Below are 17557 nucleotides of genomic sequence, written 5' to 3' on the forward strand. Positions count from 1 at the left end.
TCCCGGGCGCATTCGTCTCGAATGCCCGAGCGGGTCTGTCCGGTGCGGGGCGGCGTCGCTAGGCTGGCGGCAGCGGTCCGCGCCGGGGCGTCCGTGCGGGGCACGTGCCCGCGTAGCCCACCCGCGGCCGGACCACGGGCGCCGCGGCATAGCCGAGGGCGCCCGGCTGCACACTGGCCCGCGGTGCGCGCGGGCACGTCGAGGGCGCTTGCCCGCGGCGAGTCGCGAGGACAGAGAAGGAGACGCGCAATGAGCGCTGGCTACCGCATTGAGAATCCGGCAACGGGCACGGTCGAGGAGACGTTCGACTTCATCGCCGACGACCAGCTCGAACAGACCCTCGACACCGCAGCGAAGGCCCAGGCCCAGTGGGCCGCCAAGCCCATCGAGGACCGCGCGAGCGTCGTGTCGAAGGTCGCGGCGCTCTTCGACGAGCGCAAGGACGAGCTCGCGAAGATCATCGCCCAGGAGATGGGCAAGCGCGTGAGCGAGGGCGTGGGCGAGGCCGAATACTGCGGCGAGATCTTCCAGTACTACGCGGACAACGGCCCGAAGTTCGCGGCCCCGCAGCCGTTGGAGGCGGACAACGGCAAGGCGATGCTCGAGCGCAGGCCCGTGGGCGTGCTGCTGGGCATCATGCCGTGGAACTTCCCCTACTACCAGGTGGCGCGGTTCGCCGCCCCCAACCTCATGCTGGGCAACGCCATCCTGCTCAAGCACGCGGAGATCTGCCCCAAGTCCGCGCTCGCCATCCAGCAGATCATGGACGACGCGGGTGTGCCCGCCGGCGTCTACACCAATGTCTTCGCCTCGCACGAGCAGGTGGAGGACATCATCGCGGACAATCGCATCCAGGGTGTCTCCCTGACCGGGTCGGAGCGCGCGGGCGCCGCCGTCAGCGCGATCGCCGGCAAGAACCTCAAGAAGGCGGTGCTGGAGCTGGGCGGCTCCGATCCCTACGTCATCCTCGACACGGACGACGTCAAGGCGGCGGCAAAGGACGCCTGGGAGACCCGCATGTACAACACGGGCCAGGCGTGCGACTCGAACAAGCGCCTCATCGTCATGGAGGACATCTACGACGAGTTCGTGGCGGCCCTCATCGAGCAGGCGCAGCAGATGAAGCCCGGCCCCGTCGACTCGGACGACCCCACGGTCTACCAGCCGCTGTCGTCGAAGTCCGCCGCGGAGAACCTCGCGGCGCAGATCGACCAGGTGCGCGATGCCGGCGGCACCGTGCAGATCGGCGGCTCCATGACCGGTGACGGGGCGTACTTCGAGCCCACCGTCCTCACGGACATCCCGCGTGGTTCGGACGTGTACTACGAGGAGTTCTTCGGCCCTGTCGCCGTCGTCTACGCGGTGTCCTCGGACGAGGAGGCGCTCGAGGTGGCCAACGACTCCCAGTTCGGCCTGGGCGGCACGGTCTTCGCCAAGGACGTCGAGCGCGCCAAGAAGGTGGGCCAGGGCTTCGAGGTGGGCATGGCCAAGGTCAACTCGTACTCCGCCGAGGGGGCGCAGCTGCCCTTCGGCGGCGTCAAGCACTCCGGCTACGGCCGCGAGCTGGGACCCATCGGCATGGACGAGTTCGTCAACAAGCGCCTGTACTTCGTCGCCGACTGAGCCCCCGGGCTCCCGGAGCCCTGCCCGGGAGCCCGCGGTGCAGACCGTGCAATCACGCGCATCCGCCCCCGTCCACGCGGACGGGGGCGGATGCGCGTGCGCTCGCTCGCGCGCGGGCGGTCAGTGTCGCGGGCGTATGCGTGCGCTCGGATGCGCGTGCGCTCAGTTGAGGGGGCAGCGCAGCGGCTCGCCCCGGAGCGCGCGGCCCATCTCCTCGGCCGCGAAGCGCTGCAGATTGTCCATCGCGCGGGTGGAGTAGAAGGCCGAGTGCGGCGTGAGCAGGGTGCGGGGGCTGCGGCGCAGCGGATGGCCGGGCTCCAGCGGCTCGGACTCGAAGACGTCGAAGGCCAGCCCGCCCAGCCGGCCGTCCGTCACCGCCTGCGCGGCCGCCGCCGTGTCGACGAGGGCGCCGCGGCCGGTGTTGACGAGGATCGCGGTGTCCTTCATCGCCGCAATCGCCGCCGCGTCGATGAGGTGGCGCGTCTCGTCGTTGAGCGGCGCGTGCAGGGAGACGATGTCGGCGCGCTCGAAGAGGTCGGGCAGCGAGGTGAGCTCCACGCCGGAGCCGGCCAGCGCCTCGGCGTCCGCGTACGGGTCCGCGGCGATGATGCGCGCGCCGAACGCGCGCAGGCGCTGGGCGACGAGCAGGCCGATCTGGCCCACGCCCACCAGGCCCACGGTGACGTCGGTCAGCGCCGGGATGACACCCACGTCCGCGGGAGCGCACCACCCGTCGTCACCTGACTTGAGGGCACGGTTGTATTCGTCCAGGTGGCGCAGCGAGGCGAGGGCGAGCATGGCGGTGTGGTCGGCAACCGTGTCCGCGCCGTAGTCCGGGATGTTGCACACCCGGATGTCCAACGCCATGGCCGCGTCGATGTCCACGCAGTCGAAGCCGATGCCGTAGCGGATGACCACCGCGCCCGGGTTGAGGCGCCGCAGCGCCTCCTCGTCCACCTGCAGCGTGCCGATGAGCGCGACGTCCGCTCCGTCGAGGGTTCGGGACACCTGGGCGTCGGTGAGCCCCTTCTCCTCGCTGAACTCCGCTCCGCACTCCTGCGCCATGGCGCGCTCGTGGTGAAGGTCGGGGAACATGTGGTCGGTGACGACGACACGCTTCATGGCTGCTCCTATCGACGGTGTTCGGCTGGCGCCCGCCCCGCCGCCGAGGTGCCCGCAGGCGGCCGACGTGCGCTTCCCTTCCACGCTAGTCCAGCCGGCGGTGGTTGGCGGGGCGTGTGGGTGTGAGTTCAGCCGGGGGAGGGGCACTGTTGGCGCGGGGGTCATGCGGGTTCGGGGGTGATGTGGTGTCGTAGGGTGGGCACATGTCGGAGCCATTGCTCGTCGTCGGGGCCGTCATCGTTGACCGGGGCTGCATTCTTGCCTGCCGTCGCGCGCCCGATCGTTCGGCCGGCGGCCTTTGGGAGTTTCCCGGTGGAAAGGTTGAAGCGGGGGAAACACAGCCTCAAGCCCTGCGACGTGAGCTGAACGAAGAATTGCATATTGATGTGCAGGTGGGGGAGCACGTGAGTGCGGCGACAACAGCGGTCGGTGCCAGGCTCATCGAACTCCACTGCTGGTGGGTGATCGCCAACGAGGAGCCTCGGACGAGCACCGACCACGATGCTATGAGGTGGCTGGCTCCACATGAGCTTTCGCACGTGGAATGGGCAGCGCCGGATCTGCCAGCCGTACACGTTCTACAAACGGCCGGGGACAACATCGAACACTGGGAGTCCGAGTGGAACCGGTAGGCGTCAGGCAGGCTGCCATGGAGTGGCTGACCATGCGGACACACGACGGCCAGATTCCGCTGTCGCGCGAGGAGATTGCCGACTTCCACGTTGAAGGGCAGCGGCAGCCGCTCATGGACCGCATGCGCGGCATTTGGCGCCCAGCGGGGTGGGAATCAACCCTGTCGGTGCTCACGAAATTCACGCCACCGGATCAAACGCCGCCGTATAACGATGAAGTGGGTGGCGACGGACTCGTGCGCTACGCATGGATGGGAGACGACGGAACCCACGCGAACAATGTCGGGCTGCGTAATGCCATGGCTGCCCACGTGCCGATCATCTGGTTTGTGGGAGTCTCAGGTTCACCGGCACCCCGCTATAACGCGGTGTGCCCCGTCTACGTGGTGGGGGAAGAATGGGACGCCAAGCGGTTCATACTTATGCCGGTCACGATGGATGACGCCCCACCGGTCGAGATTGGGTCCGCACTGGAACACGGTTTCCGGGAGTTGGAGAAGCGCTATATACGCCGCAGCGTCAAACAACGACTCCACCAGCCGCGCTTTCGATCCGAGGTGTTGCTCGCCTACGAAAACCACTGCGCGATTTGCAATCTTGCACATTCCGAGCTGCTTGACGCCGCTCACATCGTGCCGGACCGTGAGGAGGGTGGAATTGCTCAGGTGAAGAATGGCATGGCGATGTGCAAAATCCATCATGCCGCCTTCGATGGATACTTGTTAGGGATTCGGCCCGGAACGGCTGGCAGCGGCAACCTCCGCGTGGAGATTCGGCAGGACCTTCTCGACGAGGTAGACGGCCCGATGCTGCGCCATGGGTTGCAAGAACTCAACGGCCGCGACCTCATGAAGATCCCGCGCCAACGAGCCGCTCGTCCCGACCGGGAGTTGCTGGAACAGGCTTACGAAGCGTTTCGCGCAGCGTCCGTCGAGGACGCCGATCCGGGGCTTCTTGGCGATGCGTGAACCGGGATCAACGATGAGGAGTCAACGATGACGGATACGACACCCCCCAAGGTCGACGGGTTCAACGCGTACGTCACTCGGTTGCCGGACGGAGGGCGCGATCGCCCGCAAGAGGGTGCGGACCGGGACGCGCGTGCTTTGCCGCTCGCGGACACACCCATTGCCGTCAAGGACGTCATCGACGTCGCCGGGGTGAGCGCCACGTTCGGCTCGCGCGTGCCCGCGCGGCCCGCCCCAGCCGAGCGCAGTGCGCCGCTGGTGCGCACGCTCCAGCGGGCGGGCGCCTCGGTCGTTGCGACGACGAACTGCCAGGAGTTCTCCTACGGCATCCTGGGCGACGAATCCGCCCACGGCCGCAGCATCAACCCCCTGGGTCCCGGCCTCGTGACGGGCGGGTCCAGCATGGGGTCTGCCATTGCCGTGGCCACCGGCGACGTCCCGTTGAGCATCGGAACGGACACTGCGGGCTCCGTGCGGGTGCCAGCCGCCTGCACGGGCATCATCGGCTTCAAGCCCACGTTCGGGGCGCTGCCCGTCGACGGGATCTTCCCGCTCTCACCCTCGTTCGATACGCCCGGCTTCTTCGCCCGAGACACGGAGGTGATCGAGCGCGCCTTCGTGGCGACCGCTCCGGAGACCGGACCGCAGAGCGCTTCGCAGGCCGCCCCGCACGCCGGCGTGCCCGGAGCCGACGAACCCCTGACCATCGACCTCAGCCTGCTGCACGGCGCGGAGTCCGACCGCACGCCGGAGGCCCCGAACATCGCGCGACTCGCGCGCGCGGCGGCCGAAGCCCTGCCCGGGGCCCGCGCCATCAGCGGCAATACCCGCGCGCTCGCGACGCTCCTCGATGCCGCCGGCCCCATCTACAGCGTGGTCCGCCGCTACGAGGCCTACCGCATCCACCGCCCCTACCTGGCCGACTACGCCCACCTCTACCAGCCGGGCGTGCTGCGCATGATCCGGGCGGGTGAGGGCATCACCCCCGGCGAGTACGAGCAGCACCTGCGGATGCTCGCCGACCTGCGCCGGCGGGCCCTGGCCCAGACACAGGACGCGCAGCTCCTCATCACCCCCGCCATCCGCGGTGACGTGCCCACCTGGGATGCGGTGACGGAGGCGACCGCGGATGACTTCGTGCGCTATTCCATGCCCTTCAACGTGCTGGGCTGGCCGGCCGTCGTGATCCCCACGCCGCTCACCGCGCCCTCGGGGGTGCCCGTTGCGCTGCAGGTGGTGGGCAAGCCCGGGGCGGACGTGCAGGTCCTGCGTGCAGCCGGCCGCCTGCTCGAGGCGATGCGCGAGGACTGACCGCATGCCGCGGAGCCCGCCCCGCGCCGCACCCGCTCCCCGTGCGCGCGGCCGAGGCGCTCGCCACGCTCAGCCCCTGCCGCCATGTCTGCGCCGCGTGTAAGAATCAGGCGTGCACACCGTCCTGCTGCTCGTCTGCCTGGCCGTCGCGGTCCTCGCCGGCACCGCGCTGAGCGAGCGCCTGCGCCTGCCCGCGCCCATGGTCCTCATCGTCATCGGCGTCGTGGGATCGTTCCTGCCCTTCGTCCCCACCATCACGCTCTCGCCGGACATCGTGCTCTACGGGCTCCTGCCGCCGCTGCTGTATTCGGCGGCGCTCCAGACCTCCATCGTCGATATCCGCGCGAACATCACCTCCGTCGCCTCGCTCTCCGTGGCCCTCATCGTCGTCACGACGGTGACGGTGGGAGCGGCCGTGCACTTCCTCGCGCCGGACATCCCCTGGTCCGTCGCGCTCGCGCTGGGCGCCGTCGTGGCGCCGCCGGATGCCGTCTCGGCCAGCGCGGTGGCCCGCCGCATCGGCCTGCCCCGCCACATCGTCACGGTGCTGGAGGGCGAGTCGCTCCTCAACGACGCCACCGCCCTCGTCGCCCTGCGCGCGGCCGTCGCGGCCATCGCCGGCAGCGTGGCGGCCGGTGAGATCGCCCTCGAGTTCCTCATCGCCGCCGGTGGCGGGATCGTCGTGGGCCTGGTCCTCGCGACGATCGTCATCAAGGTCCGCCCGCTCATCCGCGACCCGCTCGTGGACATGGGCATCAGCTTCGTCGTCCCCTTCGCCGCCTACCTGGCCGCCGAGGCCGTGGAGGCCTCCGGCGTCATCGCCGTGGTCGTCGCGGGCCTGCTCATCGGCCACAAGGCCCCCATCGTGCAGACCACCGGCTCGCGCATCACCGAGCGCATCACGTGGGCCACCACCGCGTTCCTCCTCGAGCACGCGGTCTTCCTGCTCATCGGCCTGCAGGCCGCCAGCATCCTCATGGGCAGCGAGGACGGCATGTCCCCGCTCGCCGTCGCGGGCCTGTGCGCGGCCGTGCTCGCAACCGTCATCGTCACCCGCCTCGTGTGGCTGTGCGCCACCCACGCGCTGCGCAACCTGCGGACCTCCCGCGACCAGCGCCCGCCCTGGTCATCGGCCCTGGTCATCGGCTGGGCCGGAATGCGGGGCGTCGTGACGATCGCGGCCGTCTTCGTCATCCCCCAGGATGTCCCGCACCACGACGTGCTCGTCCTCGCCGCCCTCACGGTGGTCCTGGGCACCCTGTACATCCAGGGGCTCACGCTCCCGCTCGTCACGCGCATCCTGCGCGTGAGCGCCGCGGACCCCGCCGCCGAGGCGCTGGCCCGGGCCTCGCTGCTCCAGAAGGCGGGCGAGGCCGGCCTCGCCGAGCTCTCCGAGTGCGAGGACCGCGATCCCCACGGCGTCTCCCAGCTCATCCGCGAGCGCGTCGAGGAGCGCTCCTTCGCCGCTTGGGAGCGGCTGTCGACTACTCCGGGGCAGGAGACGCCCAGCGACGCCTATGCGCGCATCCGCCGCCGCATGATCGCCGCCGAGCGCGCGCGGGTCCTCGCGATCCGGCGCAAGGGCAAGTTCCCCTCCCACATCGTGCAGGAGGTCCTCACCACCCTCGACTACGAGGAGTCCATGCTCGAACCGGAGAACGAGGCCCGCGAGCCCATCGTCGCCACCGGCAGCGGACAGGGCGGCTACTGCGACGACCTCGCGGCCTTCGCCTCGACGACCGCGCCGGAGGGCGCCAGCTGCCGCCTGTGCGACGAGGCGGGCATCCACCCCGTGGCGCTGCGCATGTGCCTGGAGTGCGGGGAGGTCGCCTGCTGCGACAGCTCGCCGGGCAGGCACGCCACCGCCCACTTCCACCACACCGGCCACCCCGTCATGCAGTCCGCCGAACCCGGTGAGACGTGGCGCTGGTGCTACGTCCACCGTCTGGCCGCATAGCTGGCCCGCTCCCCGCGCTCTCCTCGCCCCCCTCACGACTGCCCCACCGACGAACAGGACCGACATGACGGACCCCTCGGCGAACCACGCCATCGACCCCGCGCTGCCCGCGATCGTCTGCCTGTCCGCGGCCAATGCGGGCGTGCTGCGCACCCAGCTGGGCCGCTACGACCGCGAATACGCCATCCACGTGGAGGACACCGTCGCGGCCGCAGGGCACTGCGCCCGCGCCCTCAAGGAGGCGGGCGTGCCGATCGTCCTGGCCGTCATCGACACGGACGCGGCTCCTGCGGACTTCATGGAGGCCCTCCAGTCCTTCCGGACCTGGGTTCCCAGCGCCCGCAGGCTCGCCGTCACCGCCTGGGAGCACTACCTGGACCACGTCCCACGGCTGCGGCACAAGGTGGCGATGGGCGTGTTCGACACGCACCTCCTGCTGCCGCGCGGTACGCGCGACGAGGAATTCCACTCCGTCGTCGTCGACCTGCTCAACGACTGGGCGGCGACCACGGGGACGCCCCAGGTCGAGACCGTGCAGATCGTGGCCCCCAGCGGCGATGCCACCGCCCGCCAGCTGGGTGAGTACCTGTTCCGCACCGGCTGGCCGTACGGCGTCCACACCCCGGATTCCACGGTGGGGTGCCGGCTGCTGGCCGAATACGACGGCGCGGCCGGCCAGTGGCCGCTCGTCTCCGTGGGCGGTCGGCCCCTCACCCACTGCCCCGATGTCCAGGTCATTGCGCGCGAGGTCTACGGCCGGCCGGATCCCGGGGCGCTCGAGGCGTTGTCCGAGGTGCTCGACGTCGTCGTCGTGGGCGCCGGCCCCGCCGGCCTCGCGGCGAGCGTCTACGCCTCCAGCGAGGGGCTGAGCACGGTGACGCTCGAAGCCGAGGCGATCGGCGGCCAAGCCGGCACCAGCTCGATGATCCGCAACTACCTGGGGTTCCCCCATGGCGTCTCCGGGATGCGACTGGCGTTCCGCGCCCGCAGCCAGGCGCTGCGCTTCGGGACCCGGTTCTTCACGGGCTGGCCCGTGACCGGAGTGCGGCCCGGCCGCGACGGGCAGCCGCACGAGGTCATCACCGACGCCGGTTCCCTGCGCGCCCGTGCGGTGGTCGTGGCGACCGGTGTGGCGTACCGGCGCCTGGGGGTCGAGGCGCTTGAGGGCCTCGTGGGAAAGGGAGTGAACTACGGGGCGGCCATGGGGCAGGCCCGGGAGATGCGCGGGTGCGATGTCGTGGTGGTGGGCGGCGGCAACAGCGCGGGGCAGGCGGCCGTGCACCTCTCGCGCTTCGCCCGCTCGGTCACCATCGCCATTCGCCGCCCGGACCTCGCCGCGACGATGTCCGCCTATCTCATCACGGAGATCGAGGCGAACCCCCGCATCACCGTGCGCGGCTCCACCCGCGTGGCCGATGGCGGGGCCGAGGAGGGCCAGCTGGCCTGGCTGGCGCTCGAGGACGTCGACTCGGGCGAGCGCGAGCGCGTCGCTGCCCAGGGGCTGTTCCTGTTGCTGGGCGCCGAGCCGCACTGTGAGTGGCTGCCGCCGGAGGCGGCGCGCGATGAGCGCGGGTTCGTGCTCACCGGTCGCGATCTGCCGCGGCAGCGCTGGGCCTCCGACGTGCCGCCCGCGGACCTGGAGACCTCGATTCCCGGCATCTACGCCGCCGGGGATGCGCGCGCGGGCTCGATGAAGCGCGTTGCCTCGGCGACCGGTGAGGGCGCCGCCGTCGTGTCCCTCGTGCACGAGCGCGTGGCGCGCCTCGTGCCCGCCGCCGAGGTGCGCTGAGTCTGCCGAGGTGCGCCGAGCTCGTCGAAAGCAGGGCGCGGAGACCCGCGCGGGTCTCAGTGACGGGCCGTGCGGGCCTGCGCGGGCGCCTCGGCGCGGTGCCGGGGGACCGCGATCGCCGCGATCGCGGTGGTCAGCGGCACCGCGAGGACCAGCCCGATGAGGCAGACGAGGATATTGGCGACCTCCACGGCCTGCTGGCCCAGCAGGAGCTGCTGGAAGACCGGGCGGCCGGAGGTGGAGACCACGAGCAGGGTGGCAAGCGCACCGCCCGTGAGGACGAACGCGACCGTGTAGACGCTCGAGGCGATGTGGTCGCGGCCGATGCGCATGGCCGCGGAGAACAGCTCCCAGCGACCGCTGCGGGGCTGCGCCCGCGCCAGCTCCCAGAGCGCGGACACCTGGGTGATCGTCACATCGTTGAGCACTCCGATGCCCGCAATGAGGATGGAGCAGACGACCACGTCGCCGCTCGCCAGGTGATGGTAGGCGGCGAGCACGTAGGAGTCGTCCTCGAAGCGGCCGGTGAGCTGGGCGCGGTGGGTGATGACGAGCGCCAGGGCGCCCGTGATGGCGATGCCCGCCGCGGTGCCCAGCAGCGCGGCGGTGGTGCGCAGCGTGAAGCCGTGCGCCACGTACATGACGACGAGCATGATGGCGGCCGCGGCCGTGAGGCCCACGAGCAGGGCGGGCCGCCCGCTCAGCATGGCCGGCAGCATGAAGCCCAGGATCACCGCGAACGCGAAGGCCAGCCCCAGCAGCGCCCGCAGCCCCCGCAGGCTGGCGACGCCCAGCACCGCCAGCGCGCACAGCGCGGCGAGGAGGCCCATGGGCAGCGCGCGGTCGTAGTCGACGAACACCGCGCTGTCCGCGTCCCGGCCGGCGGTGACCTTGACACGGTCGCCCACCTGCGGCAGGTCCGCGATCGCCTGGGAGGGCAGGTAGAGCCGCACGGGCTTCCCATCGACCCGCGCACGGGCCGAGGCGCAGCCATCGCCGCCGGTCCCGGCGCCGCCCGCCGCGTCCGCGCAGGCCGAGGAGTCCACGGCGGTGACGACGGCGGTGGACAGCCCGCCCTGCTCCTCGCCGCCCGGACTGCCCTGTGCGCCCTGTGCCCCGTGCGCTGGCCACAGGGCGATGAGGCCGGTGAGCGCCGCGGCCGCCAGCAGCCCCACGAGCACGAGCATGGCGATGCGCGCCGCGGGCGAGGCGGGCGGGGGCGGCGCTGAGTCCGAGTGCAGGTGCATGGGGGAATGCTACCGAGGTGCGCTGGGCGGGCGTGCGCGCCGACGACCGCGCTCGTGGGCGCACAGCGGCCGGCCTACTCGGCGAGGCCCGCGAGCCGGCCCCCCAGGCGGGCGAGCAGCGAGGTGTGCTGGGCCCCGCGGCGCTCCTCCCAGGCATCGGCGACCCCGAAGAGCCGGTACATGCCGTGCACGCCGGCCCAGCGAATGGGCTCGGGCTCCCACCTGCCCGAATCGTGGTCGTTCCACGGCAGCGCGGTGAGCGGGGTGTCCAGGCCCTCCGCCCGGTCGAGCAGCGTGCGGGCGGCCAGATTGGCCGCCGTGACCCCGTGGCCGGCGTAGCCGCGGACCGTGCCCACGCGGGCGCGCTCATCGAAGAACACCCCCGCACACCAGTCCCGGGTGACGCCGATGACACCGCGCCACGCGTGTGCCACGGGCGCATGGCCATGCGGGAACACCTCGGGAAACAGGCCGGCGAGCTGGCGGCTGAGCTGTTCGACCGTGCCCGCGTCCACCTCGCCGGCCCCGGGCGTCCCGGAGTTGAACCGGTAGGGCGAACCGCGCCCCCCGATCGCAATCCGCCCGTCGTCGGTGCGCTGGGCGTAGACGAACGTGTGCGCGGCATCCCCCAGGCAGGCGCGGCCGTCCCAGCCGATGCGCGCCCAGTCCGCGGCGCTCAGCCGCTCGGTGGCGATCATGGACGAGTTCACCGGGATCACCTGGCGCGGGGCGAGCGCGGGCAGGTCGCTGCGCAGGCCGCCCGAGTAGGCCTCGAGGCACACGAGCACGGTGGCACCGCTGACCGGACCCCGTTCGGTCACGACGGTGGCCTGCCCCGAGCCCGCCGCCGAGGCGACGCTCCGGGCTCGCGCGTCCTCGCAGATGCGCACGCCACGGGCGCGCAGCACGCGGGCCAGGCCCCGGCACAGGAGCGCGGGGTCCACGGCCGCGGTCTCCGGGTAGAAGACCCCGCCGTGGGCGCGCGCCACGTTGATGCGCGCCGTGGTCTGCTCCGGCGTCTGGAGCTGGGCCTGGTCCTCCGCGTACCCGTACTCCACGTCCGCCGCGCGGCGCGCGCGCATCCGCTCCATTCCGGCCGCCGTCTGCGCGACCTCCAGGTTGCCACCGCGCACCTGGTGGGCGTCGATGCCCTCCGCGTCGAGCACCGCGAGCACCTCGTCGATCGTGGCGAAGAGCTCCCGTTGGAAGGCCCGCACGGCCTGCAGGCCGTTGCCGCCCGCGCGGTCGACGGCCCGCGCATAGGCCGCACGGTTGCCCGGGATGAGCGCGGAGAGCCAGCCGCCGTTGCGGCCGCTGGCCCCGTAGCCCACGCGCTTCGTCTCGAGGATGGTGATGGACCACTCCGGGTGCCGCTGGCTGGCGTAGTACGCCGCCCACAGCCCGGTGAGGCCGCCGCCGACGATGACGAGGTCCTGCGCGGCGCCCGGCAGCGGCCGGTGGGCGGGCGCGGCGGGGCCGGCCTCATCAGCCCCGCGCATCCAGTGCGAGATCTCTCCGTTGCGGTAGTCCATGGCGCTCCCGTGGTTGTGCGGCTCCGTTGTCGCGTGTCCTGCCCGGCCCGCCCGCCTGCAGCGCTCGGGCGGCCACGACCTCAGTCTGGCACCCGCGGCCCGAACCGGCCCGGCTGCTCGGCAGGCGGACGGGCGCTGGCCGGCCCGCGCGCGCCTCGGGTACGGTGAGTAAAGCCTGCCTAACTTCACCCGGCCGAAGAGCGCGCGGCGCCTGCGCCGCAGGCCGGCGGGCCGGGCGCGTGGCACGCGGCGGCCGGTGGGCCGCTCGACGGCAGGGTCGACAGGAGGGAACGACGATGGCCAACTGGCAGCGCGGGGTGCTCCGCGCCATGGGCGCACACGCCTACCCCGCCGCGGTGGTGGGCACGGAGGACCTGGAGCCCTGGTACCGCCGCATCCGATTCGAGGGCCCCGAGCTCCTGGCCGCCGCGAGCATCCGCCCCACGACGTGGATGCGCCTGTGGGTGCCCAACGAGCAGCGCCAGGACGTGAGCCAGCGCGGCTACACCTTCATCGGGGCAGATGCGGCCGCGGGCACGTTCGACATCGACTTCGTCCTCCACGAGGCGCCGGGACCGGCCGGCGACTTCGCCAAGCGCGCCCGCCCCGGCGACCGGGTCGAGGCCATGCCGTCGAAGAGCGGCCTCGCGGCCCCCGAGGACGTGAAGCGCTTCATCCTCGTGGGCGACTCCACCGCACTGCCGGCCATCCTCACGGTCATCGCCCACGCGGCGGAGCACCGGCCCGAGGCCGCCGTGAGCGTCATCGTCGAGGACGAGCACCCGGCCCCATCGGGCATCCCCGTGCCCGCGCATCCGAACCTCGCCTGGCAGTGGCTGACGCTCGGCGGTGCCGAGCGCGGCACCCTGGCCGCGCCCGCGCTGCGCGAGCTCACCGTCGGCCGTGAACGCGCCTACGCGTGGATGGCCGGCGAGCGGCGCCTCGTGCGGGCGGCGAAGGCGATCGTCAAGGACGTCCTCCGCCTGGACCGCGCCCACCAGCACGCGCAGAACTACTGGATCGAAGGGGTGGCCGGCCGCTGAGCGCGCCCACGCACACAGCCGTGCCCCCGGCGCTGGACCCCGGTGAGCCGGCCCCGCGCACGGCCCGCGCGCTGCTGCGCCGCGCCATCGCCCGCCGGCGCGGGACCGTCGCGGCGGGCATGGTGCTCATGGCGCTGTGGCAGCTGTGCGAGGCGGCCGTGCCCATCGCGATCGGCATCATCGTCGAGCGGGCCATCATCCCCCGGAGCCTGCCGGCGCTGCTCATCCTGCTCGCGGCCTTCGCGGTGCTCTTCACCGTCCTGAGCCTGAGCTATCGCTTCGGCGCGCGCCTGCTCAACGCGTGCGTCCACCGCGAGTCCCACGCGCTGCGCGTGGAGATCGCGCGCACGGCCCTGACCTCGCAGTCCGCGCTGGGCGGGCGAGCACCGGGCGCGGTCATCGCGCTCTCGACGTCCGATGCCGAGCGCGCGAGCCTCATCTTCCGCCAGCTCGCCCTGGGCGGCGGGGCGCTCGCCGGGATCGTGGGCACCGCGGTGTGGCTGCTGAGCACCGACGTGCCCGCGGGCCTCGCCGTCCTCCTGGGCGTGCCGCTCACGCTGGCGCTCGTCGCCGCGCCCGCCCGCCGCATCTCGCAGCGCAGCCACGCCCAGCAGGAGGCGATCGGCGAGGCCTCGGCCTCCGCCGCGGACCACATGTCCGGGCTGCGCATCCTCTCCTCGATCGGCGGGCAGGCGTGGGCGCGCCGCCGCTATCGCACGGCCTCCCAGCGCGCGGCCGCGGCCGGCGCTGCGACGGCCGACGCCGAGGGGCGGGTCACCGGGATCGGCACCGGCGCCGTCACGCTGCTGCTGGCCGTCATCGTCCTGGCCGCCGGCGGCAGGGTGGTGGACGGCGCCCTGGCCCCGGGACAGCTCGTGGCGATCGTGGGCGCCGCCGCCTACCTGGCCGGGCCCATGAGCACGGTGACGAATGCGCTTGCGAGCTTCGCCCGCGCCTCCGGCGCCGCCGCGCGCATCGCGGAGTTCCTGAGCGGGGCGGACGCGGGGGTGGAGGCGCGCGGCGCCGGGGTCGCCGCGGTGGATGGGCCGGGTGCCGGCGGTGCCGATGGCGAAGCGGCGCGCGCGCATTGTCGCCGAGGTGTCCACCGGCTCGGTGCGCCTGTGCGGGCTTGGGCAGGCGGCGGCTGAGGCCGCTGACCCCGGGTCCACGGCCGCGGCCGCGGATACCGGAGGTCACCGCTGCCGACGCGTGCGGCACGCACGCCGCCTCTGGTTCTCAGGGCCTTCTCCTGGCGCCCGGCCTCACCGTGCTCGACATCGCCGACCCGGCGCTGGCCCGCGAGTGCGCGGCGGCCCTCGCGGCGGCCGGTGACGGCGCCACCGGAGGGCTCATCGCCGCACCCCATGCGGCCCACCTCTTCGAGGGCACGATCGCCTCGAACATCACGCTGCGACCGGACGCGGAGGACGCGCCGGCCGGTCCTGCGGCTGCGAACGGGATGACGGCGGTGAGGCCGAACCGGCCGCCGAGCCGGGAGCGGACGGGCGTGGCACCCGAGGTGCTGGGCGCCTCGGCGGTGTCCGACATCCTCACGCTCCTGCCGGCAGGTCTCCACCATCCGATTGCGGAGGGCGGGGGCAATCTGTCGGGCGGGCAGCGCCAGCGCATCGCGCTCGCCCGCGCGCTCCACGCGGACCCGCAGGTGCTCGTCCTCGACGATCCGACCTCGGCGGTGGACTCGGTGACCGAGTGGCAGATCGCGGCGGGCGTGGCCCGCCAGCGCGCGGGCCGCGCGACGATCGTGCTGAGCGCCTCACCCGCCTTCCGCGCCGCCGCGGACCGCGTCATCGAGGTGCCCGCTGCCCGCGGCGGCAACGGGGAGACGGGCGGTGTCCGACCCGGCAAGGCGGGAGCGGGTGCCGCGGTGATGAGCGGGGCCCGGGCCGGCGAGGCGGGGCGGCACGACGCTCGACAGGGCATTGCCGGAACGACCGAGACCGGGCCTGCAGCGGCGGCCCGCACCCCCGCCGCGCCCACTACCGCCGATCGGAGGCGCGATCATGACTGAACGGGCCCGACCGGCCGCATCGGCCCCACGAGAGGAACCGGTCGAAGCGGAGGAGTCTGCCGGAGCAGTGGCATTCTCCGAGCCAGCGGAAGCGGCCGAAGCGGCCCCGGCGGGCGCCTCCATTCCCGCCGCCAGCGGGCGGGCGACCGCAGCGGCCGTCTGGGCTCTGCTGCGCGGGCGCCGCGCGCTGCTGCTGGGCATCGTGTGCGCCGGCCTGCTCGCGGCGGGCGCGGCGATGCTGGGCCCGTACGTCGTGGGCCGCCTCGTCGATGTCCTCAGCGCGCAGCCGTCCATGCGCCCGGTGGCGCTGGGTGCGGCGGTCATCGGCGTGGCCGCCGTCGTCGCCGGCGTGGGCGCGTGGCTGAGCGAGCGGTGGCTGGGCCGGCTCGCCGAGCCCGCCGTGAGCGAGCTGCGCTGCCGGGTCTTCGACGCCGCCGTGCAGGCGGATACCGCCCGCATCGAGCGCAGCGGGCGCGGGGACCTCGTCTCGCGTGTCACCTCGGATGCGGACCGGGTCTCCGAATCCGCCTCCGAGGTGCTGCCCCTCTTCCTGCAGGCGGGGCTCACGATCGTCGTCGCAGCGACGGGGCTGGCCGCGGTGGACTGGCGCCTGGCGCTCATCGGGCTCATCGCGCTGCCGCTCTATGCGCTCACCGTGCGGTGGTACCTGCCGCGCTCGGCGCCCCTGTACCGCCGGGAGCGTGCGGCGTTCGGGGTGCGCGCGCAGCGCATGCTGGGCGCGCTGACCGGAGTGGAGACGCTGCGCGCCTATGCGGCCGAACGCGGCGAGCTGCGCCGCATCGACGCGGCGTCCGGCCGGGCGCGCGACCTGTCGATTTGCGTGTTCCGCCTGCTGACACTGGCCGCGGCGCGCAACAACCGGGCGGAGGCGATCACGCTGGCGGCGCTCCTGGGCGGCGGTTTCGCCTTCGTGGCGGCGGGCTGGACGACCGCCGGCGCGGTGAGCACCGCGGCGCTCATCTTCCACCGCCTCTTCGATCCCATCAGCGTGGTGGTCGACCTCTTCGACGAGGTGCAGTCCGCCGGCGCCTCGCTCACCCGGATGGTGGGCGTCATCGAGGTAGGCGGCGAGGCGCCGACTGCCGAGGTGGACGGGCCCGCGGACGAGCCCGCGGTCCGCGCGGGCTCGGCGCGCGTGGGACGGGGGCTCGCGAGCGGCCAGGGGCGCAGCGCAGCACGGGATGACGGCGGGCGGTCTGCCGATGCGCGCGCCGCCCAGGGACAGGGCACCGTGGGCTCGGGTGCTGCGATGCCGGTAGCTATGGGATCGGACGCTGCGGGGTCGAGCGCTGTGGCGACAGGCGAACCCTGTGCACTCGTGCTCACCGACGTCACCGTGGACTACGGAGGCGCGCACCCGGCCGTCGATGCGGTCTCGCTGCGGGTGGCGGCGGGCGAGGTGGTGGCGATCGTCGGCCCAGCGGGGCGGGCAAGACGACGCTCGCCCAGGCCGCGATCGGCGCGCTCGAGCCCACCGGCGGCTCGGTCACATTCGAATTCGCCGCCGACCCGGTCGGCCCCGCCGGCCCAGCCCCCACCTCCGCGCCCGTGCCCGCATCCGCCCCCGCGCCGGTGCTCGTGCCGGTGCGGTCGCTGCCCGCCGCCGCGCTGCGCGGCCGCATCGCGATGGTGAGCCAGGAGGTCCACACGTTCGAGGCCACCGTGCTCGACAACGTGGCCGCTGGAGCCTACGGTGCCCCGCGCGAGCGGCTCGAGGCCGCGCTCGCCGCGGTGGGAGCCGCGCCGTGGGTGGCGGCACTGCCACAGGGTGCGGACACCCGGGTGGGCGGCACCGGACATCCGCTCACGCCCATGCAGGAGCAGATGCTCGCGCTCGCCCGGCTGCAGGCGGCAGGACCCGCGTTCGCCGTGCTCGATGAGGCGACCGCGGAGGCGGGATCGGCCGGCTCGCGGGCCCTCGATGCGGCTGCGGCCGCCGTGCTCCGAGGCCGGGGCGGCATCGTCATCGCCCACCGGCCGTCCCAGGCGGCGGCCGCGGACCGGATCGTCGTCATGGACGCCGGTCGGATCGCCGAGGAGGGCACGCACGAACAGCTCGCGGCAGCCGGCGGACTCTACGCCCGGCTGTGGGAGGCGTGGTCGCGCGGCGCCCACGCGCAGGCGGGCGGGTGAACCGGGAGGACCGGGCCGAGGAGCCGGCTCACCGCCCCCGCCGCCCGCCGCACCTGCGTGCGCCCGGAGGCGCCCCCCGAGCCCACCCCCGGGCGGAGGACACCCACCCGCCCGCGCCTCGGCGGCCCACCGCGCGGTGCAGGCGAGTCA

Annotated in this window: 13 protein-coding genes and 1 pseudogene; 11 read left to right on the top strand and 3 right to left on the bottom strand. The window is 73.2% G+C overall.

Translation table 11 applies throughout. From position 1 onward, the window contains the following. Positions 1-249: 249 nt before the first annotated feature. Positions 250-1623: an NAD-dependent succinate-semialdehyde dehydrogenase gene (locus BRM1_RS10510; RefSeq protein WP_268525716.1), complete on the top strand. Its 1374-nt coding sequence runs from the start codon at positions 250-252 to the stop codon at positions 1621-1623. A gap of 162 nt (positions 1624-1785) precedes the next feature. Here the strand turns inward: BRM1_RS10510 and BRM1_RS10515 are convergent, their stop codons facing one another. After that, entirely contained in the window at positions 1786-2745 is a 960-nt protein-coding gene (locus BRM1_RS10515) for a C-terminal binding protein (protein WP_268525718.1), read from the bottom strand. A gap of 203 nt (positions 2746-2948) precedes the next feature. Between BRM1_RS10515 and BRM1_RS10520 the strand changes: the two genes are divergently transcribed. The 5 genes from BRM1_RS10520 (at position 2949) to BRM1_RS10540 (ending at position 9402) form a co-directional block, all read left to right on the top strand. Next, positions 2949-3377, top strand: a complete 429-nt coding sequence (locus BRM1_RS10520; protein ID WP_268525720.1) for a (deoxy)nucleoside triphosphate pyrophosphohydrolase — start codon at positions 2949-2951, stop codon at positions 3375-3377. 17 nt (positions 3378-3394) lie between these two features. Further along, positions 3395-4345 (top strand): HNH endonuclease, encoded by a 951-nt coding sequence (locus tag BRM1_RS10525; RefSeq protein ID WP_268525722.1) that lies wholly within the window; start codon positions 3395-3397, stop codon positions 4343-4345. Between the two features lie 27 nt (positions 4346-4372). Continuing rightward, positions 4373-5656, top strand: coding sequence for an amidase (locus BRM1_RS10530; protein WP_268525724.1), 1284 nt, complete (start codon positions 4373-4375; stop codon positions 5654-5656). A gap of 112 nt (positions 5657-5768) precedes the next feature. Beyond that, positions 5769-7613 (top strand): Na+/H+ antiporter, encoded by a 1845-nt coding sequence (locus BRM1_RS10535; RefSeq protein ID WP_268525726.1) that lies wholly within the window; start codon positions 5769-5771, stop codon positions 7611-7613. A 64-nt stretch (positions 7614-7677) separates the two neighbouring features. Further along, a complete protein-coding gene (locus BRM1_RS10540) occupies positions 7678-9402 on the top strand; it encodes an FAD-dependent oxidoreductase (RefSeq protein WP_268525728.1) in 1725 nt (574 codons plus the stop codon). Between the two features lie 56 nt (positions 9403-9458). On the opposite strand, the gene BRM1_RS10545 is transcribed toward BRM1_RS10540, so the two are convergent. Together BRM1_RS10545 and BRM1_RS10550 are read right to left on the bottom strand one after the other, a co-directional pair. Further along, positions 9459-10649, bottom strand: a complete 1191-nt coding sequence (locus BRM1_RS10545) for a YibE/F family protein (protein ID WP_268525730.1) — start codon at positions 10647-10649, stop codon at positions 9459-9461. Positions 10650-10723: 74 nt separating this feature from the next. Continuing rightward, positions 10724-12181, bottom strand: coding sequence for an NAD(P)/FAD-dependent oxidoreductase (locus BRM1_RS10550; RefSeq protein ID WP_268525732.1), 1458 nt, complete (start codon positions 12179-12181; stop codon positions 10724-10726). Between the two features lie 296 nt (positions 12182-12477). On the opposite strand from BRM1_RS10550, the gene BRM1_RS10555 reads away from it, so the two are divergent. The 5 genes and pseudogenes from BRM1_RS10555 to BRM1_RS13990 all read left to right on the top strand — a co-directional run bounded on the left by BRM1_RS10555 (position 12478) and on the right by BRM1_RS13990 (position 17407). After that, a complete protein-coding gene (locus BRM1_RS10555) occupies positions 12478-13224 on the top strand; it encodes a siderophore-interacting protein (RefSeq protein WP_268525734.1) in 747 nt (248 codons plus the stop codon). Between the two features lie 20 nt (positions 13225-13244). Then, positions 13245-14372 carry an ABC transporter transmembrane domain-containing protein gene (locus tag BRM1_RS10560; protein ID WP_268525736.1) on the top strand — a complete coding sequence of 376 codons (1128 nt, stop codon included), beginning with the start codon at positions 13245-13247 and terminating at the stop codon, positions 14370-14372. 119 nt (positions 14373-14491) lie between these two features. Further along, entirely contained in the window at positions 14492-15253 is a 762-nt protein-coding gene (locus tag BRM1_RS13985) for an ABC transporter ATP-binding protein (protein WP_326956904.1), read from the top strand. A gap of 235 nt (positions 15254-15488) precedes the next feature. Then, positions 15489-16196, top strand: a pseudogene (locus BRM1_RS10570) (ABC transporter transmembrane domain-containing protein); the annotation flags it as partial. A 533-nt stretch (positions 16197-16729) separates the two neighbouring features. After that, positions 16730-17407, top strand: a complete 678-nt coding sequence (locus BRM1_RS13990) for an ABC transporter ATP-binding protein (protein WP_326958654.1) — start codon at positions 16730-16732, stop codon at positions 17405-17407. Positions 17408-17557 lie beyond the last annotated feature (150 nt).

Origin of the sequence: Brevibacterium sp. BRM-1, assembly GCF_026802075.1 — a bacterium.
GTDB classification, from domain to species: domain Bacteria; phylum Actinomycetota; class Actinomycetes; order Actinomycetales; family Brevibacteriaceae; genus Brevibacterium; species Brevibacterium rongguiense.